We start from the raw sequence: 25,681 nt of genomic DNA on the forward strand, positions 1-25,681 counted from the left end.
TATTATTCATTCTCGGCGGTTAATGGCAATTCAATACGGAAACAGACGTCTGTGCCGGCGACTTCAACCAGCTGCAGTTCACCGCGCATCCGGCGGATACAATCCTGCGCGATGCTCAGCCCCAGACCGCTTCCTTTTACCGCCCCTTTTCGCTGGTGGCTACCCTGGAAAAAAGGCTCGAAAATCATGGTTTGCTCGGCCTCGGGGATTGGCGTGCCGCTGTTGGCGACATCAATCTGCACCCGTTGTCCAACCTGACGGCTGCGGATCCAAATGTTACCGGATTCCTTGCCGTAGTGCACCGCATTGGAGTAGAGATTATCCAGCACGCGCATTAATAGAGTAGGCTCTGCCCAGCATATTTCCGCATCCAGTTGGATCTCGGTGCGGATCATTTTTGCCCGGGCCGGCAAACTGTGCGCAGCCACGACCATCTCGACCATTTCGGTCAACTCGACATTTTCATGTTCCGCCGGGCCATCGGCCAGCTTGCGGTTGTAATCCAGCAGTTGTTCAATCAGTTGCTGCAGGTGTCGGCTGCTTTGATCGAGGATGGTCACCACCTCTTTTTGATCGGAGGTCAGCGGCCCTGCTACTTCATCTGCCAGCAGTTCGGTGCCTTCACGCATGCTGGCCAGCGGCGTTTTCAGTTCATGCGAGATATGGCGCAAGAACTCATGGCGCTGCGACTCCAGCCAGGCCAGGCGCTCGCTCAACCAAATAATGCGCTGTGCCAGCGAACGTAATTCACGCGGCCCTTTAAAGGAAGCCGTACTGCCCAAGGCTCGCCCTTCCCCCAAACGGTTGATCATTCGCTCTACCGCCTTGACCGGGCCGATAATCATGCGGGTGAACAATACCACCAGCATCACGCTGACCAAAAACAGCATCAGCGCCTGCCAGCCGAAGAACTGACCGCGCTCGGCAATCGCCTGCTGTAGCTGCTGGCCACGGGAAAACACCACGGCGCGCGTGGCCTGTACCATCTCGGCATTGGAGCGTGAAAACGATTCTAACAGCGTGGAAGCCTGCGGATCCGGACCGCTGCTTTGGCATTTAATCGCTGCCAGTTGAGTCAACAGATCGCGCAAGGTTTGATAGTAGCGTTCATCCGGCAGGATTGGGGCATGGGCATCCAGCATTTGCGAATACTGTTTGCGCTGATTCTGATAGAGGCGCGCCAGTGTGGGATCCACCAGCACGCAATATTGGCGATAGCTACGCTCCATTTCCAACGCCACGCTGGTCATCGCCTCGCTGCGTCGTGCATCCACCAACGTAGTGCGGTTGATGTCCGCCGCCTGGGCGCTGAGGTGATCCAGGCTCTGGTAAGCCTGATAGGCCAACACCAGCAGCGGCAACAGCACCAGCAAGAACGCCATCAACACCAGTTGACGTAGCGAACGGGGAAATAAACGCCATCTTTTCAACGAAATCATCTCATTGTCTCTAGTCTGCTTCGATGCTAACCGAGTCGCCGATGAGAGGAAAGCCCGGCGTTCAGCGGAGCGTCAGGAAATAAGGAGAATCAGGCCATAGGTAGGGAGTACGGGTCAGAACTTATCGGTAAAGAGTGGTGAGCATGCTTTGGTATTTGACGTTGGGGCAAGACTGCCCCATCGCAAGAAAGTGTGGATGCCCTTAATTTCTCGTCCCCAGGATGATGTAGCCCAAGGGCTGGCATCGAACAGGACGAATAGCATCCGTAAGTATCCGGAATTGATGAACATTCATCACAGTTGGATACAGGCGGTGCCTCACTCCACGTGTCGCCCGATGCTTGATAAAGCGCTTACGCGGCTATTATCGGTTTAGTTGGACGATAGGCACCATTTCTTTGGCATCATTCGGGTGGCTTATGAGGCGACTGTTCCGTCTATTTACGGGGCCGTCATAAAAAGTTGAATGAGCAACTGGGCAGAATAATGCACTTAACATGCCAACTTTTCAACAAATTTATTAACGCAATGAATTTAAAGTAAAATAAATTAAATTAACACCAAAGTACTCTCATTCTCAGGCATGCGGGCGAAGAAAAAAACACCGTCCTGTCGCCAAAAACCGACAACTTAAGCCAATTAATTTCTGGTCATTAAAAATCAATGAGTTACGTGTCTCTTTTTGGAGACAATGAAAATACCCTCTGTCGCAAAATGCAGACAATCGCCATCGTCTTAACCATGGCCATAAATAAATTGAAAAGGGACGCAATCTCTTGCGTCCCTTTCGGCTAGCACAACGTTATCGCTTAGCCCAGCTGCTTACGGGCGTTGCGGAACATGCGCATCCACGGGCTGTCTTCACCCCACTCTTCCGGATGCCATGAGTTGCTGACGGTGCGGAACACACGCTCCGGATGCGGCATCATTACCGTCGCACGCCCATTGGCGCTGGTGACGGCGGTGATACCGTTCGGCGAACCGTTCGGGTTGGCCGGGTAGCTTTCCGTTACCTGACCGGCATTATCGACAAAGCGCAACGCTACCAGACCATGATGCTCCAGCGCCGCCAGATGTGCCGTATCGCGCACTTCGACGTGACCTTCACCATGCGATACCGCAATCGGCATACGCGAACCCGCCATCCCCTGCATGAACAGCGACGGGCTGGCCGCCACTTCCACCAGGCTGAAACGGGCCTCGAAACGGTCTGACAGGTTACGTACGAAACGCGGCCAATGTTCGGCACCGGGGATCAGATCGCGCAGGTTCGACATCATCTGACAGCCGTTGCACACGCCCAGTGCCAGGGTCTGCGGACGGTGGAAGAAAGATTCGAACTCGTCGCGCACGCGCTCGTTGAACAGAATCGACTTCGCCCAACCTTCGCCTGCGCCCAACACGTCACCGTAAGAGAAACCGCCGCAGGCCACCAGGGTATGGAAGTCCTGCAGGTCACGGCGCCCTTCCAGCAGATCGCTCATGTGAACGTCCACCGCATCAAAGCCGGCGCGATGGAATGCTGCCGCCATCTCAACGTGGGAGTTAACGCCCTGCTCGCGCAGTACCGCCACTTTAGGACGTGCCCCCTTGGCGATATAAGGTGCCGCAATATCTTCTTCAGGTGCGAAGCTCAGTTTGACGTTCAGGCCAGGATCGCGTTCATTCTGCTTGGCCTGGTGCTCCTGATCGGCACATTCAGGGTTATCGCGCAGGCGCTGCATCTGCCAGGTCGTTTCCGCCCACCAGGTGCGTAACGTGGCACGGCTTTCGCTGTACACCGGTTTGTTGCCCTGGGTAATCACAAAGCGATCGCCGGCCTGTACGCTGCCGATGTGGTGCACATTGTCCGTCAGGCCATGCTGAGCAAACGCCTGTTGTACCGCTTCAAGCCGATCGGCCGTCACCTGGATCACCGCGCCCAACTCTTCGTTGAACAGCGCTGCCAGCGCGTCGTCGCCCAACCCTTGAATATCTACCTGTACACCGCAGTGGCCGGCAAACGCCATTTCCGCCAGCGTCACCAACAGGCCGCCATCGGAGCGGTCGTGGTAGGCCAGCAGTGCGCGGTCGGCGACCAATTGTTGCATCGCGTTGAAGAAGCCTGCCAGTTGCTCGACGTTACGCACATCGGCCGGTTTGTCGCCCAGTTGACGGTAAACCTGTGCCAGCGCAGTGGCGCCCAGCGCGTTATGGCCGTTACCCAGGTCGATGAGCAGCAATGCCGTGTCGCCCTTGTCGGTACGCAGTTGTGGCGTCACGGTGTGGCGAACATCTTCCACGCGGGCAAAACCAGTGATCACCAGGGACAACGGCGACGTCATTTCGCGCTGCTCGTTGCCTTCCTGCCAGCGGGTTTTCATCGACATTGAGTCTTTGCCCACCGGAATGGTGATGCCCAGCGCCGGGCAAAGCTCTTCGCCCACCGCTTTTACCGCTTCATACAGGCCGGCATCTTCACCCGGGTGACCGGCTGCCGCCATCCAGTTAGCGGAAAGTTTGACGCGCTTGAGCGAGCCAATCTCGGTCGCCGCCAGGTTGGTCAGCGCTTCCCCCACCGCCAGACGGCCGGAAGCGGCAAAGTCCAGCAGGGCAACCGGCGCACGTTCGCCGATCGACATCGCTTCACCGTAGTAACTGTCCAGGCTGGCGGTGGTAACCGCGCAGTCGGCTACCGGGATCTGCCATGGCCCGACCATCTGATCGCGTGCCACCATGCCGGTCACGGTACGGTCGCCGATGGTGATCAGGAAGGTTTTCTCGGCAACTGCCGGCAGGTGCAGAACGCGTTTAACCGCATCGGCCAGAGTAATGTTTTCGCGCTGTACCGGCTGGCCTTTAGCCTGCAAACGAGTCACGTCGCGCGTCATCTTCGGCGTTTTGCCCAGCAGCACGTCCAACGGCATGTCGATCGGCTGGTTGTCGAAATGGCTGTCGTTCAGCGTCAAATGCTGTTCTTCGGTGGCTTCACCGATCACCGCATAAGGGGCACGCTCACGGCGGCAAATCTCGTCGAACTGCGCCATCTGCGCCGGGGCAATCGCCATCACATAGCGTTCCTGTGATTCATTGCACCAGACTTCCAGCGGGCTCATGCCCGGTTCGTCGTTAAGGATATCGCGCAGTTCGAAACGGCCGCCGCGGCCACCGTCGCTGACCAGCTCCGGCATGGCGTTAGACAAACCGCCCGCCCCCACATCGTGGATAAACAGAATCGGGTTCTGTTCGCCCAACTGCCAGCAGCGGTCGATCACTTCCTGGCAGCGGCGCTCCATTTCCGGGTTGTCGCGCTGTACCGAGGCAAAATCCAGATCGGCGTCGGACTGGCCGGAGGCCATAGAAGAGGCTGCGCCGCCGCCCAGACCGATGTTCATCGCCGGGCCACCCAGCACCACCAGTTTGGCGCCGACGGTGATTTCACCTTTTTGCACGTGATCGGCGCGGATGTTGCCGATACCGCCCGCCAGCATGATCGGTTTGTGATAACCGCGCAGCTCGACGCCGTTATGGCTGTTAACCTGTTCTTCGTAGGTACGGAAGTATCCCACCAGCGCCGGACGGCCAAATTCATTATTGAACGCCGCGCCGCCCAATGGGCCGTCGGTCATGATATCCAGTGCGGTTACGATGCGATCCGGCTTGCCAAAATCCTGCTCCCAGGGCTGCTCGAAGCCGGGAATGCGCAGGTTGGAAACCGAGAAGCCCACCAGACCGGCTTTGGGTTTGGCACCGCGACCTGTAGCGCCTTCGTCGCGGATCTCGCCACCGGAACCGGTAGCGGCACCCGGCCACGGGGAGATCGCCGTCGGGTGGTTATGGGTTTCCACCTTCATCAGGATATGGGCCTCTTCCTGATGATAGTCATACTGACCGCTTTGCGGCGCAGCGAAGAAACGGCCAACCTGTGAACCTTCCATCACGGCGGCGTTGTCTTTATAAGCCGACAGCACATAATCCGGCGTCTGCTCGAAGGTGTTTTTGATCATTTTGAACAGCGACTTCGGCTGCTGTTCGCCGTCGATGATCCAATCGGCGTTGAAAATTTTATGACGGCAGTGCTCCGAGTTGGCCTGCGCGAACATATAGAGTTCGATATCCGTCGGGTTGCGCCCCAGCCCGGTAAAGGCATTCAGCAGATAGTCGATTTCGTCTTCGGCCAGCGCCAGACCCAGCTTGAGGTTGGCCTGTTCCAGCGCGCTGCGCCCTTCCCCCAGCATATCGATCGCCTGATAAGGCGCCGGCTGATGCTGAGCAAACAGCTGTTCTGCCTGTTGCAAGCTGCTGAAGACGGTTTCCATCATCCGGTCGTGCAGCAATGCGGCAAGCTGTTGCCACTGCGCTTCAGTCAGCGTCGGTGCCTTGACGTAAAACGCCAGACCGCGCTCCAACCGCACCACCTGCTTCAAACCGCAGTTATGGGCGATATCGGTGGCTTTGGAAGACCAGGGAGAAATGGTGCCCGGACGCGGTGTCACCAACAGCAGGCGACCTTCAGGGGCATGTTCGGCGAGAGAGGGACCGTACTTGAGCAGGCGCGTGAGCTTGCCGTGTTCTTCGGCATTGAGCGGTGCGCTAACATCGGCAAAGTGGACGTACTCGGCGTAGATATCACTGACCGGAAGTTGGGCGTCCTGACAGCGGGACAACAGTTTGGTAACACGAAAAGCCGACAAAGCGGGCGAACCACGCAGTATTTCCATAATCAAAGTTCTCTCGTCTTCGAAGCAACTGACTTCAGCACTTCATTGGGCGCAACAGGGGGAAAACGCGCGCCATTATAGAGAATCTGCGCGACAGACGAAACCGTTTGCGTAGCTATTATTGATAAAAGCTGTTCGCGCCATCGAATTGTCATAACGTATCAATAAAGTTGCACGCTGGCGTTTTGTTGCGCAAAATGCCCCGGCACTGGTGATTTAACCATAAGAAAAAGCGTGATGACAATCGGCAGTGCACCTGTGCCACCACTGGATAACTATTTGAAACGCCTTAAAATAAACTACATTCTAATCGGTGTTGTCACCCTGCTTCTGGCGCTCGCCCTGTGGCCCAATATTACCTGGCGCGGCGGCCAGGGCGGGCAACTCGAAGAGATCAAATCCCGCGGAGAGTTGCGTATCAGTACGCTAAACTCGCCGTTAACCTATTTCACCACCAAGCAGGGGCCAAGTGGCCTCGACTACGAGCTGGCGAAACGTTTCGCCAACTATCTGGGGGTGAAATTGGTGGTGATCCCGCATAAGAACATCAACGACCTGTTCGACGATCTGGACGATGACGATGCCGACCTGCTGGCCGCCGGCCTGATCTACAATCAGGATCGTCTCAGTCGCGCCCGAACCGGCCCTGCTTACTATTCCGTTTCCCAGCAGTTGGTTTATCGCCTGGGTACCGCACGCCCCAAAAGCTTTGCCGATATTAAAGGCAAGCTGGCGGTCGCCTCCGGCTCGGCCCACGTCAGCACGCTGAAACAGCTCAAACAAAGTAAATTCCCGGACCTCAGTTGGGAAGCTTCCAGCGATCTCACCTCCAAAGAGCTGCTCGAGCAGGTCGCCGACGGCAAACTGGATTACACCCTCGGCGACTCCGTGACCATCGCCCTGCTGCAGCGCATCCATCCGCAGCTGGCGGTGGCTTTCGACGTCACCGATGAAGAACCTGTCACCTGGTACCTGAAGCGCGGCACCGACGACAGCCTGTACGCGGCCATGCTGGATTTTTACAGCCAGATGGTGGATGACGGCACGCTGGCGCGACTGGAAGAGAAATACCTCGGCCACGTGGGCAGTTTCGATTACGTTGATACCAAAACCTTCCTGTCGGCGATAGATTCGGTACTGCCCACCTTCCGTTCGCTGTTTGAAAAATACGCCAGCGAGATCGACTGGAAGCTGCTGGCCGCCATTGCCTATCAGGAATCGCACTGGAATCCGCAGGCCACTTCACCCACCGGCGTTCGCGGTCTGATGATGCTGACGCGGGCCACCGCCGACGGTCTGGGGGTTAACGATCGCCTCGATCCCGAGGAGAGCATTCAGGGGGGCGCACTCTATTTACAGCGGCTGATGGCCAAGGTGCCCGACAGCGTGCCGGAAGATGAGCGTATCTGGTTTGCGCTGGCGGCCTACAACATGGGCTGGGGCCATATGCTCGACGCCCGCAAGCTGACCAAAATGCAAAAAGGCAACCCGGACAGTTGGGTCGACGTCAAACAGCGCCTGCCAATGCTCAGCCAGAAGCGCTACTACCCGCAGTTGACCTACGGCTATGCGCGCGGACGCGAAGCCTATAACTACGTGGAAAACATCCGCCGCTATCAGGTCAGCCTGGTGGGGTATCTGCAAGAAAGGGAAAGAAAGGCGGCTCAGGAAGCGGCCGAACAGGCGGAGCTGGGGAAAGGCTATCCGGCCGTGGCGCCGGAGTTGGCACTTAACTTCTGATTATTCGGGATCCTTATCTGCCTGCGCGCGTTGCGCTTGCTTCAACGCCTTTTGCTGTTCACGGCGCATGCGGAAAAAGTTGCTCAAGGTAACTGCGCATTCCTCGGCCAGCACGCCGGAGAGGATCTCCACCTGATGATTCATACCGGGATGGCGTAAAATATCCACCAGCGATCCCGCTGCCCCGGTTTTCACATCGGCAGCACCGTAAACCAATCGACGAATGCGGCTATGCACCATCGCCCCCGCACACATCACGCACGGCTCCAGGGTCACGTACAAGGTCGCATTCAACAGGCGGTAATTCTGCAACACGGCCCCGCCCTGCCGCAGCGCCATGATTTCTGCATGCGCGGTCGGATCGTGGCGGCCAATCGGCCGGTTCCAGCCTTCGCCAATCACCTGATTGTCCAGTACCAACAGCGCCCCGACCGGCACCTCTCCCTCTTCCTGCGCACGCAGGGCCAGCCGCAATGCCTGACGCATCCAGTATTCATCGTTATATTCAGTCATTGCATCATTCCTCGTGCACTTTGCGGCGGGCATTATACACAGTAGGGGCGATGCTTGCTGCGCCTGTGTTAACCGGGGTGAATATATTTGTCCCCCAGAAAACGGCGGCAGTGCGACTTTCTATCGCTTGAAATTCAACCGGTATATACTTGTCTATTAACAGTGTTTTTCAAGGATAGAAAACATGAAATTCAGCAAGAAGAACGCCACCATCGTGCGCAAAGCACTGGACGGCTGGGTAGATGAAGGTGCGCTAACGGCGCAACAGCAGCAACAGCTGCTGCAACTCGTTGAAGTACAGCCCTTCGACTGGCGACGGCTGGCACGTTATGCATTTCTCGCCGCGCTGGCTTCGCTGGTGATTGCCATAAGCAGCCTGTTCGCCGACAGCATGTTACTTTACCGCTTGGGTGAATTGTTCCGTTTCGATGCGCCGGTACGTATGATAATTGCCGCCATGTTAGCCGCTCTTTGCTATGTCTGGGCGCTGAACCGTCGCAGTCAACATCCGGAGAAACGCTATGGTAATGAAGCCGCCTTGTTCGTTGCCGTGCTGTTCACCGCCTGCGCCCTGTGGCAAATGGGGGTCTGGCTGGATAACGGCAGTGGCCGAGTTTCATTGCTGCTGATGTTCGCCGCGCTGCTGTATGGCGTGATTGGCTGGTGCGGCCGCTCAGGGCTGGTATGGTGGTTTGCCCTGCTGTCGCTCGGCAATGCTTTTGGTGCCGAGACCGGCTATCTGTCCGGATGGGGCGCTTATTGGCTGGGCATGAGTTTCCCGATCCGCTTTATCGCCTTTGGCGTGGTGCTGATCGCCGCGGCGCTGCTGTTGCAACCACTGCTCGCTCGCCGTGGACTGGAGCGAGTTTCGCTGGCGATGGGCTTGCTGTATCTGTTCATCGCGCTGTGGCTGTTGTCGATCTTTGGTAATTATGGCGATCTCGACAGCTGGTATAACGCACGCCAGATTGAACTGCTCCACTGGAGTCTGTTGTTCGGCATCGCCGCCGTCGGGTGCATCTGGCTGGGGCTGAAACGCGACGATGCCATGCTGCGTGGGTTTGGATTGACCTTCCTCGGTATTAACCTTTATACCCGCTTCTTCGAATTTTTCTGGAACGCCATGCCCAAGGCAATTTTCTTTGTGGTGCTCGGCCTGAGCCTATGGGCGCTGGGGCATTACGCGGAAAAAGTCTGGCAATTGGGCCGTAAGCCGCACGACCAAACCGATGATTGAACCCATGCGGTTTTAACGGTAAGAGTTACTGCTGGGTTTGACTCTAATCGGGTTAAACCCACAAAGTGTAAATGGTTAAACTAAAACTAAATCAATCACCTGACCTAACCACCTTGATGTTGCGATAGATCATGATGACTTAATAATTAGCGGAGTAGTGTTTGAGGCAAGCAATAAAGCTTTTATCCAGGAGTGATTTATGGCTGCCTCAACTTTCTTTATCCCTTCCGTCAATATGATTGGCTCCGGCTGTCTGGACGAAGCGGCAAAGACCATGAAACAACAGGGGTTGCGCCGAGCGTTGATCGTGACCGACAAAGTGTTGAATAACATTGGCGTAGTGGCTCAGGTTCAACAGTTGCTGACCGCACAACAGATCGAAAGCTGTGTTTATGACGGTACTCACCCTAACCCCACCACGTCGAACGTGAAACAGGGACTAGCGCTGCTGCAGGAGCATCAATGCGACTGCGTGATCTCCCTGGGGGGCGGCTCACCGCACGATTGCGCCAAAGGCATCGCGCTGCTGGCCACCAACTGCGGCGACATCAAGGACTATGAAGGCGTAGACCGCTCTGCAAAACCGCAGTTGCCGATGATCGCCATCAATACCACCGCCGGCACCGCCTCTGAAATGACCCGTTTTTGCATCATCACCGATGAAGCACGCCACATAAAAATGGCGATTGTCGACAAACACGTTACGCCGATCCTGTCGGTAAACGATCCGCATCTGATGGCCGGGATGCCGAAAGGCCTGACCGCCGCCACCGGGATGGATGCCTTAACCCACGCGATTGAGGCCTACGTTTCCAGCGCCGCCAACCCGATTACCGACGCCTGTGCGTTGAAGGCCGTCACCATGATCGCCGAATCGCTGCGCGACGCCGTTGCCGACGGCAGCAATATGCAAGCGCGCGAAAATATGGCCTATGCCCAATTCCTGGCTGGGATGGCCTTCAACAACGCTTCTCTCGGTTATGTACATGCGATGGCTCACCAGCTCGGCGGTTTCTACGATCTGCCGCATGGGGTGTGTAATGCGGTGTTGCTGCCACACGTGCAGGAATTTAACGCCAGCGTTTGTGCGTCTCGCCTGAAAGATATCGCCGCCGCCATGGGGCTGGATGTAAGCTACCTTAATGACCAGCAGGGTGCCGCGGCCTGTATTGCAGCCATTAGATTACTGGCGCAAGACGTTGGCATCCCGGCCGGGCTGCGTGATTTGCAGGTGAAAGAACAGGATCTGGATACGTTGGCCACCAACGCGCTGAAAGACGCTTGCGGCTTCACTAACCCAATACAGGCCACTCACGCGCAGATTGTCGCCATTTTCCGCGCGGCAATGTAAGCCATCAAAAACGGCAAAGGGCGGAAAATCCGCCCTTTGGTTATTCCAACTGCTGCAGCTCACCCAGTTTACTGACTCGCCAGCGGTGCTCGCAGAAATACAACAGCGGGTTATCCTGCTTGCTGTCGCTATAGCCGCTATACAGCTTGAGCGGCGTGCCTAGACGTTGTTCCAACTGCGTCACCTTCTGGACACCCAGGCAACGTAACGCCAGCACCCAACCACCGTAACGCCGCAGGATGCGGCTGCCCACCAAGTGAATCTGCGGCAGAAAGGCCGAATCCTGATACACCTGCTCCACCAGCCGTTCCGGTGAACCGGTAATCAACCATACCTGCGCATCATGCGCCTCGAGGTACTGCCGCAAACGCATTTGCACCACCGGGAAAGCGGTCACCTTATTGCGGAAATAAGTCACAAAACGCTGCTCCAGCGCCTTTAACCTGGCCTCCGAACGCCCAAAGGTGATCGACCACAGCAGTACGCTCATTGGCCAACGGGCTGCACGGCCCATCACCAGCAGCGCCAACCCGACAACCGGCAGCAGCGGTACCACCAGCAGCAGATTCAACGGCAGATGGCGCAGCAAAAAACGCAAGAAACTGCCAAACATGTCTTCCTGATGCAGCGTGCCGTCCAGATCAAAGAACACCACGCGGCGGCCTTCCCCGGCCTGCTGGCTCTGTTTCTCGCTCAAGGGCTACTCCTCAGGATCGTTGAATCCCATTATCCAGGTGAAAATAAATCCAGCGGCAATGGTAATCACCAGGCCGGTCAGATACAACATCACCTTACCCGAGACGATGGTTAACGCCAAAGGTAAACCCGAGATGCCAAAGGTAATCACCGTTGCCACTTTCCAATAGCTGATCAGCGCACCGCCCACCGCACCGCCGAGACAGGCGGCAATAAAAGGTTTGCCCAGCGGCAGGGTGACACCAAAAATCAAGGGTTCGCCAATACCGAGAATGCCGACCGGCAACGCCCCTTTGATGACCTTTTTGAGGCGCGCATTGCGGGTTTTCATTAATACCGCCAACGCGGCCCCAACCTGCCCAACCCCGGCCATCGCCAAAATAGGCAATAGCGGGTTGGAACCATGCGCCTGAACCAGTTCGACGTGGATCGGCACCAGGCCCTGATGTAAACCGGACAGCACCAGCGGCAGAAACAGCCCGGACAGCACCGCGCCCACCAGTAAGCCACCTTTATCGATCGCCAGATTGGCGCCGTGAGCAATCACGTCTGAAATATAACCGCCCAACGGCTGCAGGATCACAATAGCCAGGGATGCGGTCACCAAGGTGGTGATCAGCGGGTTGAGGATCAGCTCTATCGACTCTGGCAGCCAGTTGCGCAGGCGTTTTTCGACCCAGCACATCAACGCCACCACCAACAGCACGGCAATCACCCCGCCACGCCCCGGCTGCAGCGCTTCGCCGAACAAAGTAATCTGCGCCAAAGCCGGGCTTGAGAGAATACCGGCCATCACACCGCCCATCGCCTGCGAACCGCCAAACACCCGTGCGGCGTTAACCCCCACCAAAATATTCATGATGGCAAACACCGCGCTGCCGAAAATGGCCAGCAGCCCGAGCACGTTGGGGTAATTCACCGCCAGTTCGCCGGCAATGTCCGGCCGCTTCAACAGGTTGATGATGCCGGTAATCAGGCCAGAGGCGATGAAAGCCGGGATCAAAGGGATAAAGACATCGGCCAGCTTTTTCAGCGCACCGCTCATCGGCGCGGCATATTTCTGCTTGGCCTGTGCCTTGTTGCGGGCGATGTTGTCCCCGGCAGCCGCAACCGCAGGGGCCCCCGTGAGCAATGAGCGCATCGCGTCCACCACTTTGGCGGCGGCGCCGGGCCCGACAATGAACTGATGCTGTTCGCCCTGTTTGATGTAGCCCTTGACGCCTGGCAACTGCTTGAGCGCCGCCAGATCAAGGCGTTGCTCGTCGCTAACCTCGACGCGTACCCGTGTCATGCAGTTCTCCAGCCGGAGGATATTCCCTTCCCCACCAATGCCTGCCAGAATCTGTGTTGCCAGTGCCGTTGTTTTGTCCATCGCCCGCCCCAGGTGTCGTTAGCGCGTCAACGCCGCGCGTAAATAGCCGTCGTGCTGCTTTAAGCGCAACTGCGCCTCTTCAGCGTCAACGCCGGCCAGAATCATCAGGATTGCCGGTTTAACCTCAAAACCGGTCTGTGTCAGCGCCGCTTCGGCCTGACTGCGTTCAGCACCGGTGGCCTCCACCACGATGCGGCAGGCACGATCCACCAGTTTGACGTTGGTGGCTTTTACATCCACCATCAGGTTTTGGTAGACCTTCCCCAGTTTGACCATCGCTCCGGTCGACAACATGTTCAGCACCAGCTTCTGCGCGGTGCCCGACTTTAGCCGAGTGGACCCCGTCAGGGCCTCTGGTCCCACTACTGGCGAAATCGCCACCTGCGCCTCATGGGCGATCGGTGAGTCCGGATTGCAGGAGATTGCCGCCGTCGGGCAGCCCAGTTGTCGCGCATAGCGCAGCGCACCAATCACATAAGGGGTGCGCCCGGACGCCGCCAGCCCCACCACCATGTCGGTCGCGGTCAAATTCAGTGCGATAAGATCGGCTTCACCCAACGCCGCATCATCCTCCGCGCCTTCTACCGCTTTGAGCAACGCACCCGGACCGCCGGCAATCAACCCGATGACCATGCCATGCGGCACGCCGAAGGTTGGTGGGCATTCAGAGGCATCCAACACGCCAAGGCGGCCGCTGGTCCCGGCACCGAGATAAATCAGCCGACCGCCCGCCTTCAATGCCGCCGCAGCCAGGTCCACTGCCTGTGCGATAGCCGGCAACACCTTTTCAATCGCCTCCGGCACCTTGCGGTCTTCCTGATTGAAGCAACTCACCATTTCCAACGTTGTCATCTCGTCGAGTCGAAGCGTGGCCGGGTTGCGGCTTTCGGATACTAATGCGCCTAAATTCATCTCTTCACCTTTGAATTTTTAATTCACAAACTGAAATCATTATTTGAATATTTTATTCAACAAAGCGAGCGCTTTTTGCTATTTTAAAGTCTCGCTCACAAAAAATTTTCACCGCGCGTTTTCACCTCCCACGTGGCAGAATGGCCGCTGGCCTCAAGGGAAAAATGAATGAGTACCCTTCTTCGTATTCGCCAGATGTATCCAACGCTGGCTCAAAATGACCGCAAGCTGGCGGACTTTCTGCTGCATAACGCGGAGCAGGCACGCCATCTCAGTTCGCAGAAGCTGGCTCAACTGGCTGGCATCAGCCAGTCGAGCGTGGTGAAGTTTGCTCAGAAGATGGGCTACAAAGGCTTCCCGGCGCTAAAATTGGCGCTGAGTGAAACGCTAGCCCAGCCGCAAAAGGAACCTGTGGTCACGGTGCATAACCAGATCCTCAGCAGCGACTCGTTGAAAGCCGTCGGCGAAAAACTGTTGGTGGAAAAGCAGGCTGCACTGCGCGCCACGCTGGATATCAACAGTGAAGAGCGCCTGCATCAAGCGTTGGAAATGCTGCGTCAGGCGCGGAGGGTTATTTTATTGGGGATCGGCGCTTCCGGATTGGTCGCCAAGGACTTCTCATACAAGCTGTTGAAAATCGGCGTTATTGCCGTAGCCGAGCAAGATATGCACGTTCAGCTGGCGGCGGTTCAGGCGCTGGATAAGCGGGATTTATTGCTGGCAATTTCGTTCAGCGGTGAACGGCGGGAAATCAATCTGGCGGCGGAAGAAGCCCGCATTGCCGGCGCAAAAGTGCTGGCGCTCACCAGTTTTTCACCCAACGGCCTGCAGCAACGTGCCGATCACTGTTTATATACCATTGCCGAAGAGCCCAATACCCGCAGCGCTGCCATTTCTTCCAGTACCGCTCAATACGCCCTCACCGACCTGCTGTTTATGGCCTTAATTCAGCACGATCTCGATCGCGCCCCCGAACGCATCAAACACAGCGAACAATTAATGAAAAAACTCGTCTGAGCCGTATGGTGTCCGCGTCACAAACACCAAGGTATAAAAACGCAGCTTTTTTAGGTTCCGCACAGCGCCTTCGCATTTATCAGTCTGTTTGCCTAACAGGCAGGCATGGTAGCGACATATCCGCAGCTTCATACAGCAGCAACTGGTACGGGTGAGCGCTCCATCTTCAATGGTCAGGAAATGGTTGATTTCGATCAGTTGGCCAATGACCCGCCAGAGTTATTATGACGGCCATCTCAAGGGGTGAGCGCTCTGCAGCAACGCATTGGCGGGCGCCGGTGGAAAAACGCCTAATAAAATGGGTTTTATGATAGATTGCGCGCCTGTTCGTGTGCACCGATTAAAAGATAACTGAAATGGCACTGCTGATTACCAAAAAATGCATCAACTGCGACATGTGCGAGCATTGATATTTTTACATTGTTAATCAGCAGCTTATTAATTCGTGTTATTAATTGCGTTGCTGAGTTTTATCCTCATTTTTCCCATTCTGCACCATCAGTAACACAAATCCTTCAAATTTCAGCATGCCGCTACTTGATCAAATGCCAGATCAGAGCCGATAATACTGGTTATATATACAGCATGAATTGAGGCGTGAAATGTTTGTAGAACTGGTTTTTGATAAACGTAATGTTAATGGCTTGCCTGACGCTGAAGAGATTATCAAAGCAGAATTGACTAAGCGAGTGCATCGGATTTTCCCCGATGCCGATGTGAGAGTGAAGCCAATGCAGGCAAACGGCCTAAACTCCGACGCAAACAAAAGCGACAGAGAAAAGCTGAACCGGATGCTGGAAGAAATGTTTGAAGAATCGGATCAGTGGCTTGTCACTGATGTCTGATGGGCAGTCTTAAAATAAATGGAAGGCAGATTTTCCTTCTGACAGAAAACGACCGGTACCCGTCACCAACGATCAACAGCCCTCCCATGTTCGCCTTGCGTGAAGATGAAGAAGGTAAGTTCTGGGTCTACTTTCTGCATAAAGGGCGCTGGCCTCTGATATCAGAAACTCCATTCACAACCCAAGGAAAAGCTGTTGAGGCTGCGATGGATTACGATTATTACAAACTTTTTAAATAGCCGGCATTCACCCCGGCTTTTAAATTTATAATTCTACCTGGTCAACTTGCGTCCCATTGGTCATAAGTTCCTGCACATCTGGGGTCGGCTCTTCAACCACTCCTCGCACAGGCATTTCAAGCCGTAGGTCAATCCAGCGACCGTCTGGAATATCCATCGGATCACCAGCCACAATCGCGGCTGTATCAATGTCAAAGCGGCGTTTGCTGACCTTCACATAGATTGTGCCGTCCTTGCCAGTGCTGGTTTCCACAAAGCACAGGCGGTTACCGTTAACGTCTTGGGGTACTTCGATGTTCCAGCCTTCCTCAGCGAAGCCTACCGCGCCAGTGACCTTATAGACCCCGATAGACACTCGCTCCGCAGTTACCCCTATAGCCTCACTGTTCACGGCAACGCTACCAGCCAAGGTAAATCCTTCCAGGTAATTATCGGCCATTTTTTCAGGTGCACCTGACAGCCTAGCGATCGGTGATGCTTTCTTGATGAAACCGTTACTGTCTACCGTCGTATTAGCCTCAGACCAAAGCCAGATCCACGGTGTGAAAATTGTGCCATTCCAACTGCGGACCGCAATTTTCCCTACACTTGTCGCGCTTGCCCCATAACCATAGCATGTCTGTATGGTCCGATAACTATCATCGGTCCCCGTTTGGGTAACAGCCCACGACCGCGTATCAAGGAAGTGTGTACCGGTATCTTTAAATGGATTTCCAATAGGGTCGGTAGCAACATAACCTCGCCGGCTTTGCATTTGCGCGTTGTAGTTGCCTTTGGAAGCTGCCGTTACACCCTTACTCAATCCCCAGTCTTTGAGGTTTGAAATATCGTTCACCGTAGGAAGGTCGGATGTGCTGAATAACCGTGACCATATAATAGTTGAAGGCGCGGCAGTGTTTGAACTACCAATCCATGCCTGTCGCGAAACAGAAGTAGCAAAATACGAGCAAGATGGCCCACCGTCTATGGGTAGCGTTAATAATCCGCCGCTGGTGTTTGCTGGCCTGTTCGCCGTCGCATTTGTGAACCGCTGTATTGCGGATTTATTGTCTTTAGAAAACGCATCAGCAGTATGAAGCGGGCCAGACCCAAAACCAGCAGCAACAACGGGCTTAACGTTATCAGCAGAGATCTGTTCACTCACTTTTGCGGCTGCTGCTGATTTAGCAGCATCAGCTCTCATGGCATCAACGGTTTGAATAATCTCTGGCGTGATGTCGCTTTCACCAGGACGGCGCAGGAAATCATTGAGCGTACCCGTTAGTGAGTCCGCATAAACCTCTATCGTGCCTACTCGCTCAGGCTGGGCACCATAGACAGAAATAATAACTTCATAGACTCCAGGCTCAACATTAAGCGAATACCGACCTGTATCATCGGAAACAGATTGTGACTTTGCCAGGTTAAGCACCGTTGACGATGTTTTCAGAGATCGCATCGTAATGGTTACGCCAGCTCGAGGATCGCCATAAGGTCCTTTTAACACACCGCTAATAACCGTCATATATTAACTCCCATTATAAAACCCGCTCACCACGGACTATGTTTATATGATATTATTAATTCACTCAACATCAGATTCGTTAAGTAGTTGAGAAATTGAGTCATCTGGCACATATTCAGGAAACTGACTGTTTGGCACATTTAAGCGAACCATCAGAAATTTTCCATCAGGTATATCAACCGGATCTCCATTACTATAACCATCAATATTATTTTGCAGGGATTTTATTGGGCTATCGTTAAGTCTATGATATGTTTTAAATAGAATCGAGCCATCATAATTCACTTTATAATCAACCCAGACAAGCTGATTTCCATTTTCGTCTTTTGGCACTTCAAATTTCCAACCATTATCATTATAAAATCCGAGACATCCATCAACATAATAAACACCAACATCAAGACGTTTACATGTAACATTTTCGGCCTCTTCATTATTTGAATAGGTTCCATCACGAAAAATACTAGTTACTGGCGATGCCTTTTTTATAAATCCATTGCCATCAACAGTAGTGTTTCTGCTATGCCAAATGACTTTATGTATACCCCAACCAGTTCGAAGACTTCCGCATGATACCGATAGATGATTTTCAGTAGATGCCATATTAAAAATAGCATAAACGTCTTCTGTTCTACACCATATTGACGGCCCCCACGCTGGGGTAATCCAATCTGGGCCATTATCACTTATTGGTGAATTATTTCTTAATGCTATGATGCCGCGTTCACCTACTTGCGGAAGAATATCATTTATATTCCGGGTATCTACTTGTTTATATCCTTTATAGCTACCACCAAGCCCCCACCCTCCGCCTATCATTACTTCGTTTTGGTTTGCCCCGATAGTCCCTAAAGCCGCAGTTCCAAGACCCAGATTGTCGCGGGCCTTTTCCTTCGTCGTAGCGCCCGTGCCTCCCTGCTCAAGGGTAATGGCCGTTTTCAGGCCTGATAATGCTGTAATGTCACTATTATTTCCTTTATTGGCTTTATTACCTAAAGCGGCTGTAAAGCTATTCCAAGCAGGGCCGGTAAATTCGCTGCCGTCGGGTAACTTAATAGTAATATTTCCGGTGCCGCTGAATAATTGCTGCCAATTCTGTTTATCATAATTCAGGCTGCGCAGGGCCTTGGCTGTCTCGGCCGCCAGTTGGGCGGTAATGGCATTCAACGTTTCGCGCGGTACTGCTGACCATGAAGCGCCAGCCTGCGTTGGCCCATCATAGGCTTTAATCAGCGTGGCCTGCGTGGCGCTATCAACAGTTTTCACTGGCAGCGTATAGGTTACGCCGCCGACAACGCTCACAATCATATCCCCGGCTTTCAGCTCGGTATTGAATGCCGTTCCTGCGCCCTTCACTACGGCTGAATTATTGGTAAGGGTTAGAGTGCCTGCTGGCATGATGCTCTCCTGAATTTTTGCATTAAAAAACCGGCTCAATGGCCGGTTGTTAGAAGTAGTGATCAGCGTTTATAACCATGAGTGGCATTTGTGATGAATACCATCGCGTTGACACATTCCATTTCGTTTGTATTTTACGCCCTGAATCAGCGCGCCAAAATTGCACCGCCGAGCCGTTAAATCTATAACCACAGCTGTAATAGTTATAATACCCCCCGCTCATTTGCGAGTTACCACGCATGAATGCATTTACAGCAAGGGGTATCATGGGCCTCGCAATGCCTGTATCGACTAAATCGTCCGGATTAGCCCCAACGTTTACTGAGCGCCAATCCCAAAGCAAAGGTTCGCAATCACTCGTAAATGTATTATTCCCCGCAGCATTTTTAATCACCATGCCGTAACCATTTGGTGTTGGGGGGTAATATCCACTATTCATAATTACTACCTGTACGCTAGCAGTAGTTCGGAAAGGTTCGCCACTTCCATTATCACGCGATACCGTTAATTCGTTATATTCAACTGAGTGATACACCGACACGTCTGGATCATCACATCGAACATACACAACTTTCGTATTGTCATTTTGAACAGTGGGCAAAGTCCATTGCCCGTTAATTGTCACTACCCCTTTCCACGCAACAAAACCAAGCCGCTGCGCACTGTTTATACTCATCCAGTCAACTGAGTTTTGAATCATTATTCCGTAAGTCCCGGAAACTGATTGCGGAGTTTGAACCTGATATATACTGAACTCTGTAAAAAATGCCTGATTGTTTGCCGAGGAAAAATCAACAATGATTCTATTCCCATCAGTCCGCCAACCAGTGATCCCTCCGTAAAAAGGTGGATTGGTCGAGCTACCAAAGATATAGCCAGTCTGCCCAACGATAAAAACCGGGTTCCCAGGAATATAATCCGGTGGTGTATATATCTTTTGCCTGTTACCGTCGGCCCAGGGTTCTTTATCGTTGGCTAACAGCGATGGGCTATTCACTGCCGCCAACTCTTTTCCATTCACTACAAACCCAAAGGCCATATTAAAGTTTCCCCATTCGCACCCTCAGATTTCCACCAGCGTCATAAACGTTAATCTGATCGCCGCGTATCTCCATGCGTCCACCGCCGTCGCCGCCGTTGATTTGTATCTGGCCGGCACCGGCGCCACTTTTATCAAGGCGCCATCCATTGGTAGCGCTGAAATTGTCAGACTGAATAAATCCGCTGATTTTGGCGTTGGTTATGGCCGCATCCGCAATTTTTGCCGACGTGATAGAGGCGTTCTGAATGAATGCATCGCTGATAAACACCTGGCCATTGATGACAGCAAACGGCGAATACTGCTTGTCACCACTGCCGCTCATTAACACAAACTGATTGGCGTTGAAGCCAATGCGGGTAATTACCGGTTTGCCGGTTTCCGCCAGGACAGCGATCGACATGCCCGCGTTGTAGAACACACCGTTCACCCGGACTCCGGCTTTAAGTGTGTGGATGGCTGTTGCGCCGTCAGCGTCAACCGTGGCCGTCAGCTTATCCTCCAGTACTGCGGTAACATCATCGATTTGCGCCTGCACCTGGGTAGACATCTCGGCCAGCGCCCGATCAACTTCTGCAATCGTGGTCTTCACAATGAGAATATCGGCGTGCACCGCCCCATACTGCACCCACTGGTGCTCTACCGTTGCGTTATTGGCCAGGGCGTTCTGCAGTATGGCCTCAATGTTTGTATCGATGTCACCCGTCAGCCGATCGCCATCTTTGTCCGTCAGGAATCCATCACCAATGCTCTCAAGGTAGTCGTCAGCGTTAGCGTTGGATTGCCCCTTAATCCAGCCGGTCCAGTCCCCGGTATTCCCGGTCCTGTCCTGCAGACGTGCACGGAACCAAAACTCTTGCCCCGCCTTCAACCCGGTCATGGTGTGGGTATGGAGCGGATACGGAATATCGGCCAGCAGCATCGCGTTGTTGCCGGCAGCATTGTCCGCGTACTGTATCTCGGTCTTCAGCGTGTCCTCTGCGCCGTCAGGGAAGCCCCAATCCAACTGTATACCCCAGAGCAACGGAGAAGCCCTGAACCCAACCGGCACCGGAGGTTTGCCCTCCTTACCCTTCAGCACAGTTTCCGGCGCATTCGCCCAAACACTGGAAATTTCCGCAGCGTTAACAGCACGCACACGGGCCTGATAGCGACCAGCATAAATACCTGGTACTTCGAACCCCTGACTTGATGTTCGTGCCGCCGGTATCCAGTTGCCATTATCCCGGCGCCACTCAGCCTCGTAGGCAATAGCGCTTTCTGCCGGATCCCAGGTCACACGCAGTGTGGTTATCGCTATGTTTTGGTTAATGGTCGAAAAGCTGCTGATCGTTACGTTCTTCGGTGGCGACTGCACACCCGGAGGAATGACTGTGATCGGGCGGTCCTCGATGCGAGCACCGGTATCAATGCGAGCGTATTTGTTCGGGTCATGCTCAATGGCCGTTATGTCAAAAGACACGCCGTCTTCATTCTCGGTTACGCCGGTTACCCGGAATAACTGAATAGCCAGGTCGGATGCATCCACCGCCCATACACACTCCGCCACGGGTGTTTCACTGTATGCGGTAGTTACCGTAACAATACGGCCATTTACTGCCTGTATGGTTCTCGCCTGCGACTTACCCGATGGAAGGTTAACGATCAGTCGTTCGCCCACGGCAGCCGAAGATTCTCGGTCGAGAGTGATGTTGCGACCAGAAACGGCACTGATGCGGCCACCAAGCGGACGGCCAGCCAGCGTTTCATCCGCTACACCGATAATGTAGCCAGGTAAGGGAATATTGCCGTCCATCCCCACGGTGAAATTGATCACCCGGTCTTTGTCATTCGTCAGCAGCAGCCACCGCCCACGGCGGATCGCCTCCGTCTCACGGGTGCAGCCAATCGCCGTAATTTCGGCCTGCTTAATGTTGTATCGGCGGATCAGTGAATTTTCAAACACCGGTGCCACAGCGTCCTGGTACCCGTTCGCCGGGTCGGCCCAACTGACCATCGCCATGCTGTAATGCGTCTTTTCGCTGGCGCTAGAGTCGCGAAACTCGCCATCTTTCACGTTGGCGCGGGTGTAGGTGTAATCCAGATCGCGCGGCATATCAGCCAGCGCGTTCATACTGTTCTTAGCCCAGTAGGTCATGCCACGAAAGATGTTGGCGAAATCGCGCAGAACCGTCCAGGCTTCTTCCTGTGACTGGATATAAGCATCACAAAGGAATCGAGGCTCCTGGCCGTCACCGCCCCGCCCGTCCGGCACCAGTTGGTCGCAATACTGAGCAATGGCGTACAAGTCGAATTTCGTCATTACCAGATTTTCGGCTTTGATACGTTCACCGATGCTGTAGCGGTCATTGACCAGCAGATCGTAAAACACCCAGGCAGGGTTATTTGTCCAGGCCCATTTAAACGAGCCGTCCCATGTACCGGTATATGACCGAGTGATCGGGTCGTAGGTTGTAGGAACACGCACGATGCCCATTTTCGGTTCGCACGATACTGCCGGGATATTCTGGAATTGCTTGGCGTCGAACTGCACGAACAACAGTGCAGTTTCTGGATACCTCAGCTTTACATCAATCAGTTCGGTGATGGACTCAATCACCATTTTATCGGCAATGCGGTTACTGGTGCTGTTGGGCGTCAGACGCCGTACACGTACCTGCCAACCAGTGGTGGCGACGGGCAGATCGATGCGATGGCTGCGTTCATATTTCGTTGTTGTCTTCCCGTCGATGGCTGTAGGGTACATTTGCTGATAAGCGCCGCCATCGGTCGCCACGTCGATCGCGTATTCAATCCTGTAGCCGACCACATCACCATTATCCAGTTGCTGCTGCAGCTGCTGCCAGGAAAAGCGCAGACGGAACGCCGATAACTGGGTATTCGTCAACGAGCGAACCCACGGGGTCTGGCCGGTTAGCTCTGTGCCTACAGTGATCTCATTCTCAACATCTGGCATACCCTGAATGTATTCCTGATCGGGCGTGCCTGGGCGAAACTCCCAACGCACGCCGGGGAAGTTCTGCGTACCGTCAGCGGCGACAATAGGCGTTCCATCAAGAAAAATGTTTGTGCCGTCCAGACCGCCTTCCCATTCTCCCTCACCCAGCGCCAGCAAGATTTTGGCGTAGGACGTGGATTGTAGGGAGTCAGGCGATTCTGTAGGGGTCGTGGTGTTACTTGCGCCGCCCTTGCGACCTTTAATCATTACATTTTCCATATTGCACCAATGAAAAAAGCCGCAGAAGGCGGCATTGGGAACATACTGATCAAATATCAGGGTTTACTGATTGTTTTCATGCTCTATCTTGTAGAGACTCAGCCCATCCATGTAGAAGCGTGGGTGCTTGAAATCAGAGGGATGGCTGATCAACTCTGTGATTGGAGATTAAATTGGAAAGGCAAATACAAACAATCATTCGCCAGATCGAAGAACTAAAAAGAGAAAATCAAAAGACAAAATCAGCTGCAAATTTCCTCTTATATAGCATTGTCGAACTACTTGATGAACAAAGCGGAGAGGGGGGATTCAGTAGTGCATTAAGAGATAAATTAAACTCAGAACTTGGAAAAATCACCATGGGAGGTGCGCCAATAATTAAGAGTGCAATAAATGAATTAATGCAACCACCTGTTAAAATGTTTTTCTCCCAAGAGAAATCTGAGCCATTCTTAAAGTAAAGGTCACGCCATTGCTTCTGGTAAATATAAAAAGCAATGGCGTATTTATATATAACCCATGATTAATAAGCCAACAACCGCTGATACTATCGCACTACTGCTGATCCTCGGCATAGATGCCAGCTGAAATAATTGCGCCACCAACCCGGCGTTTTCCGTAACCAATTGGAACCGGGTTGCCCTGCGCAATGGTATTAACCGGGCCGCCGAATGCATAGCTGGGTTTGTTGTCCGGGTCTTGTCTCGATGCCAGCCCCCCCTGCATAGGGGATAACATTTGGATTACGCCACCGATCATCATCGAGGCACCTGACATCATAAGCCCCGCAGCGAATGGAGTCGCTGTACCACCAGACATAATTGTCATTACAGCGCCGGCAGCCACTAGTACCGCACCTAATATTGTCTGAAATACCCCGGCCTTCTTACTGCCAATAATCACCGGTGCAATTCTAATATCTCCACGGCCAGTAAACTTAATTTCATCAAACCCGATATTCTTTTTACCGTTAAATACTGCGAACGTTAGCCCCCTCCCTTTTGCCGTTTGCAAAAAACGCTCAAATCCTGGAATGGTTATTGATAATGCCTTAATCGCCTCCCTGGGTGTATCGATAACAAGACGGTGGACGCGGCCAAAAGTAACACCCAATACTCCATAGAGTCGTACTGTTCTATATTCATTATTTGATGTCATGATAACTCCAAAAAAAAAAGCCCCTATCATGGAAGGAGCCTGTATAGCGAGGGGGTTAGTTAGTTTAAATTTTCAGTATATACTCTAAAGAATACTTCTTTTTGAGATGCATCCATTCCTGAAGTTATCCTGTCTACTTCTACCTTAAACAACTTCTTGGCAGATAATATTGAACCTCCCTTTTTATTAACATCGTTAATAAAATCGTTGTGCAACTTAGCTATACTCTCCACCTTTGGATGGGAAACAATTACTCCACCTTTAGCTATAACATCACTACCATTCCATTTTCTAACTTCATCAAGATAAAATGAGCTTACTTGTTTCCCTTCGCCTCCTGATAAAATCTCAGACTGTAAAACAAGTTGATTTAGTATTTTATTTTGCACAGCAATCAGCTCATTAACCTTCACCGCCTTACGTATCAATACAAATAAAATCACACAACTAATAACGACAACTGCAATCCAAATAATTAAAATTCCGATTAGTGAAAACCCAGAGTCATAAGTATTATACACGATACCCTCCTGTATCATTTCCAATATGCCAGCAGGAAGAAAGTCTAATCTCTTAACATTGAAAACTAAACAATTTATTTTACCCACTATACCTAAGTGTGACGATCGTCCGTGCCAACCAGTAGCCGCCATAGGGCACGCGCTGGCTCATATGGCCATACATGTGATGGACCATGACGCCATCACCCAGGTAAATCCCCGCATGGTTTGGATCATCAGCTCGCACTTGCATAATGATTACGTCGCCGATCTGCATCTCACCGGATGCTGCTTCAAAACCCGCCTCGGCGTAGAGTTTCATGTAGAGGTTTTCACCACGATCCCACCAGCCATCCTCACGCGGGTAGTTCGGCAAAGTGATTTCTCGCTCGAGCTGATACCAATCCCTGATGATGGCATAGCAGTCCCAGAACCCGTGCACAAACGGGCGGCCAAGCAACGGCTTGATACCCTCAGTGGGCATTACCTCCCGGATATCCCCTTCCGGCCAACTGGCGATAATCCACGGCAACTGTGACAAGTCACACTGAGCAAGATCAAGCTGACTGGGCTGCGTCGTTGCATCCGGGTGGCTATGGACAATAGCGACAATATCGCCGCTATCTTCCGCCTCGGCGTAGTCCTCCGGTGCCATGCTAAATTGTTTCGTAGGCTCAGGTGCCAGATTTCGGCAAGGAACATAACGTTGCTTGCGTCCGTTATGTACCACCAGCCCGCAGCACTCGTTTGGATATTCAGCTTCAGCATGCGCCATAATGGCGCTGATAATGTGCTTTCGCATGG

Annotated in this window: 19 protein-coding genes; 6 read left to right on the forward strand and 13 right to left on the reverse strand. The window is 53.3% G+C overall.

Annotation, left to right across the window (positions count from 1 at the left end):
- Positions 1-2 precede the first annotated feature (2 nt).
- The gene (locus tag M495_RS18430) at positions 3-1,439 is read right to left on the reverse strand and encodes a sensor histidine kinase (RefSeq protein ID WP_020828188.1); all 1,437 of its coding nucleotides are present in this window, start codon (positions 1,437-1,439) and stop codon (positions 3-5) included.
- An 809-nt stretch (positions 1,440-2,248) separates the two neighbouring features.
- The gene (gene purL, locus M495_RS18435) at positions 2,249-6,142 is read right to left on the reverse strand and encodes a phosphoribosylformylglycinamidine synthase (RefSeq protein WP_201766300.1); all 3,894 of its coding nucleotides are present in this window, start codon (positions 6,140-6,142) and stop codon (positions 2,249-2,251) included.
- Between the two features lie 276 nt (positions 6,143-6,418).
- On the opposite strand from purL, the gene mltF reads away from it, so the two are divergent.
- A complete protein-coding gene (gene mltF, locus M495_RS18440) occupies positions 6,419-7,879 on the forward strand; it encodes a membrane-bound lytic murein transglycosylase MltF (RefSeq protein ID WP_041415604.1) in 1,461 nt (486 codons plus the stop codon).
- Here the strand turns inward: mltF and tadA are convergent, their stop codons facing one another.
- Positions 7,880-8,425, reverse strand: coding sequence for a tRNA adenosine(34) deaminase TadA (tadA, locus tag M495_RS18445; protein ID WP_373976748.1), 546 nt, complete (start codon positions 8,423-8,425; stop codon positions 7,880-7,882). It lies immediately after the preceding gene.
- Between the two features lie 151 nt (positions 8,426-8,576).
- On the opposite strand from tadA, the gene M495_RS18450 reads away from it, so the two are divergent.
- Together M495_RS18450 and yiaY are read left to right on the forward strand one after the other, a co-directional pair.
- The gene (locus tag M495_RS18450; protein ID WP_020828192.1) at positions 8,577-9,629 is read left to right on the forward strand and encodes a DUF2157 domain-containing protein; all 1,053 of its coding nucleotides are present in this window, start codon (positions 8,577-8,579) and stop codon (positions 9,627-9,629) included.
- Positions 9,630-9,828: 199 nt separating this feature from the next.
- Positions 9,829-10,980 carry an L-threonine dehydrogenase gene (gene yiaY / locus M495_RS18455; protein ID WP_020828193.1) on the forward strand — a complete coding sequence of 384 codons (1,152 nt, stop codon included), beginning with the start codon at positions 9,829-9,831 and terminating at the stop codon, positions 10,978-10,980.
- A gap of 40 nt (positions 10,981-11,020) precedes the next feature.
- Here the strand turns inward: yiaY and yfhb are convergent, their stop codons facing one another.
- The 3 genes from yfhb to murQ are packed head-to-tail and all read right to left on the reverse strand — an operon-like array spanning position 11,021 to position 13,960.
- Positions 11,021-11,677, reverse strand: a complete 657-nt coding sequence (yfhb, locus tag M495_RS18460) for a phosphatidylglycerophosphatase C (RefSeq protein ID WP_020828194.1) — start codon at positions 11,675-11,677, stop codon at positions 11,021-11,023.
- A 3-nt stretch (positions 11,678-11,680) separates the two neighbouring features.
- Positions 11,681-13,048 (reverse strand): PTS transporter subunit EIIC, encoded by a 1,368-nt coding sequence (locus M495_RS18465; protein WP_020828195.1) that lies wholly within the window; start codon positions 13,046-13,048, stop codon positions 11,681-11,683.
- Positions 13,049-13,066: 18 nt separating this feature from the next.
- Entirely contained in the window at positions 13,067-13,960 is an 894-nt protein-coding gene (gene murQ, locus M495_RS18470) for an N-acetylmuramic acid 6-phosphate etherase (protein ID WP_020828196.1), read from the reverse strand.
- A 168-nt stretch (positions 13,961-14,128) separates the two neighbouring features.
- On the opposite strand from murQ, the gene M495_RS18475 reads away from it, so the two are divergent.
- Together M495_RS18475 and M495_RS18480 are read left to right on the forward strand one after the other, a co-directional pair.
- Positions 14,129-14,977 carry a MurR/RpiR family transcriptional regulator gene (locus tag M495_RS18475; protein ID WP_041414843.1) on the forward strand — a complete coding sequence of 283 codons (849 nt, stop codon included), beginning with the start codon at positions 14,129-14,131 and terminating at the stop codon, positions 14,975-14,977.
- A 602-nt stretch (positions 14,978-15,579) separates the two neighbouring features.
- Entirely contained in the window at positions 15,580-15,822 is a 243-nt protein-coding gene (locus tag M495_RS18480) for a DinI family protein (protein ID WP_020828198.1), read from the forward strand.
- Positions 15,823-16,086: 264 nt separating this feature from the next.
- Here M495_RS18480 and M495_RS18490 read toward each other — a convergent pair whose 3' ends face one another.
- The 4 genes from M495_RS18490 to M495_RS18505 are packed head-to-tail and all read right to left on the reverse strand — an operon-like array spanning position 16,087 to position 23,219.
- Positions 16,087-17,565 (reverse strand): phage tail fiber protein, encoded by a 1,479-nt coding sequence (locus tag M495_RS18490; protein ID WP_020828200.1) that lies wholly within the window; start codon positions 17,563-17,565, stop codon positions 16,087-16,089.
- Between the two features lie 60 nt (positions 17,566-17,625).
- Entirely contained in the window at positions 17,626-18,963 is a 1,338-nt protein-coding gene (locus tag M495_RS25950) for a phage tail fiber protein (RefSeq protein ID WP_020828201.1), read from the reverse strand.
- A 49-nt stretch (positions 18,964-19,012) separates the two neighbouring features.
- Positions 19,013-20,002: a DUF6453 family protein gene (locus M495_RS18500; RefSeq protein ID WP_041414844.1), complete on the reverse strand. Its 990-nt coding sequence runs from the start codon at positions 20,000-20,002 to the stop codon at positions 19,013-19,015.
- A gap of 1 nt (position 20,003) precedes the next feature.
- Complete coding sequence (locus tag M495_RS18505; RefSeq protein WP_041414846.1) at positions 20,004-23,219, reverse strand: host specificity protein J; 3,216 nt, start codon at positions 23,217-23,219, stop codon at positions 20,004-20,006.
- A gap of 173 nt (positions 23,220-23,392) precedes the next feature.
- Here M495_RS18505 and M495_RS25125 point away from each other — a divergent pair, with 173 nt between their 5' ends.
- Positions 23,393-23,680: a hypothetical protein gene (locus M495_RS25125; RefSeq protein WP_020828202.1), complete on the forward strand. Its 288-nt coding sequence runs from the start codon at positions 23,393-23,395 to the stop codon at positions 23,678-23,680.
- A gap of 94 nt (positions 23,681-23,774) precedes the next feature.
- Here the strand turns inward: M495_RS25125 and M495_RS18515 are convergent, their stop codons facing one another.
- The 3 genes from M495_RS18515 to M495_RS18525 all read right to left on the reverse strand — a co-directional run bounded on the left by M495_RS18515 (position 23,775) and on the right by M495_RS18525 (position 25,679).
- A complete protein-coding gene (locus M495_RS18515) occupies positions 23,775-24,377 on the reverse strand; it encodes a tail assembly protein (RefSeq protein ID WP_041415610.1) in 603 nt (200 codons plus the stop codon).
- A 59-nt stretch (positions 24,378-24,436) separates the two neighbouring features.
- On the reverse strand, positions 24,437-24,898 hold the full coding sequence (locus tag M495_RS18520; RefSeq protein ID WP_169534195.1) for a hypothetical protein: 462 nt from the start codon (positions 24,896-24,898) through the stop codon (positions 24,437-24,439).
- Between the two features lie 79 nt (positions 24,899-24,977).
- A complete protein-coding gene (locus M495_RS18525; RefSeq protein ID WP_020828205.1) occupies positions 24,978-25,679 on the reverse strand; it encodes a C40 family peptidase in 702 nt (233 codons plus the stop codon).
- Positions 25,680-25,681 lie beyond the last annotated feature (2 nt).

Origin of the sequence: Serratia liquefaciens ATCC 27592 (genome assembly GCF_000422085.1) — a bacterium.
GTDB classification, from domain to species: domain Bacteria; phylum Pseudomonadota; class Gammaproteobacteria; order Enterobacterales; family Enterobacteriaceae; genus Serratia; species Serratia liquefaciens.

Bases quoted from the DNA above. Each gene is read 5' to 3' on its own strand.
- M495_RS18480 (WP_020828198.1), top strand. From the start codon at position 15,580: ATGTTTGTAGAACTGGTTTTTGATAAACGTAATGTTAATGGCTTGCCT.
- M495_RS18505 (WP_041414846.1), bottom strand. From the start codon at position 23,219: ATGGAAAATGTAATGATTAAAGGTCGCAAGGGCGGCGCAAGTAACACC.
- M495_RS18500 (WP_041414844.1), bottom strand. From the start codon at position 20,002: ATGGCCTTTGGGTTTGTAGTGAATGGAAAAGAGTTGGCGGCAGTGAAT.
- M495_RS18490 (WP_020828200.1), bottom strand. From the start codon at position 17,565: ATGACGGTTATTAGCGGTGTGTTAAAAGGACCTTATGGCGATCCTCGA.
- M495_RS18465 (WP_020828195.1), bottom strand. From the start codon at position 13,048: ATGGACAAAACAACGGCACTGGCAACACAGATTCTGGCAGGCATTGGT.
- M495_RS25950 (WP_020828201.1), bottom strand. From the start codon at position 18,963: ATGCCAGCAGGCACTCTAACCCTTACCAATAATTCAGCCGTAGTGAAG.
- tadA (WP_373976748.1), bottom strand. From the start codon at position 8,425: ATGCCCGCCGCAAAGTGCACGAGGAATGATGCAATGACTGAATATAAC.
- yiaY (WP_020828193.1), top strand. From the start codon at position 9,829: ATGGCTGCCTCAACTTTCTTTATCCCTTCCGTCAATATGATTGGCTCC.
- M495_RS18475 (WP_041414843.1), top strand. From the start codon at position 14,129: ATGAGTACCCTTCTTCGTATTCGCCAGATGTATCCAACGCTGGCTCAA.
- M495_RS18450 (WP_020828192.1), top strand. From the start codon at position 8,577: ATGAAATTCAGCAAGAAGAACGCCACCATCGTGCGCAAAGCACTGGAC.
- murQ (WP_020828196.1), bottom strand. From the start codon at position 13,960: ATGAATTTAGGCGCATTAGTATCCGAAAGCCGCAACCCGGCCACGCTT.
- M495_RS18525 (WP_020828205.1), bottom strand. From the start codon at position 25,679: ATGCGAAAGCACATTATCAGCGCCATTATGGCGCATGCTGAAGCTGAA.
- M495_RS18430 (WP_020828188.1), bottom strand. From the start codon at position 1,439: ATGATTTCGTTGAAAAGATGGCGTTTATTTCCCCGTTCGCTACGTCAA.
- M495_RS18515 (WP_041415610.1), bottom strand. From the start codon at position 24,377: ATGACATCAAATAATGAATATAGAACAGTACGACTCTATGGAGTATTG.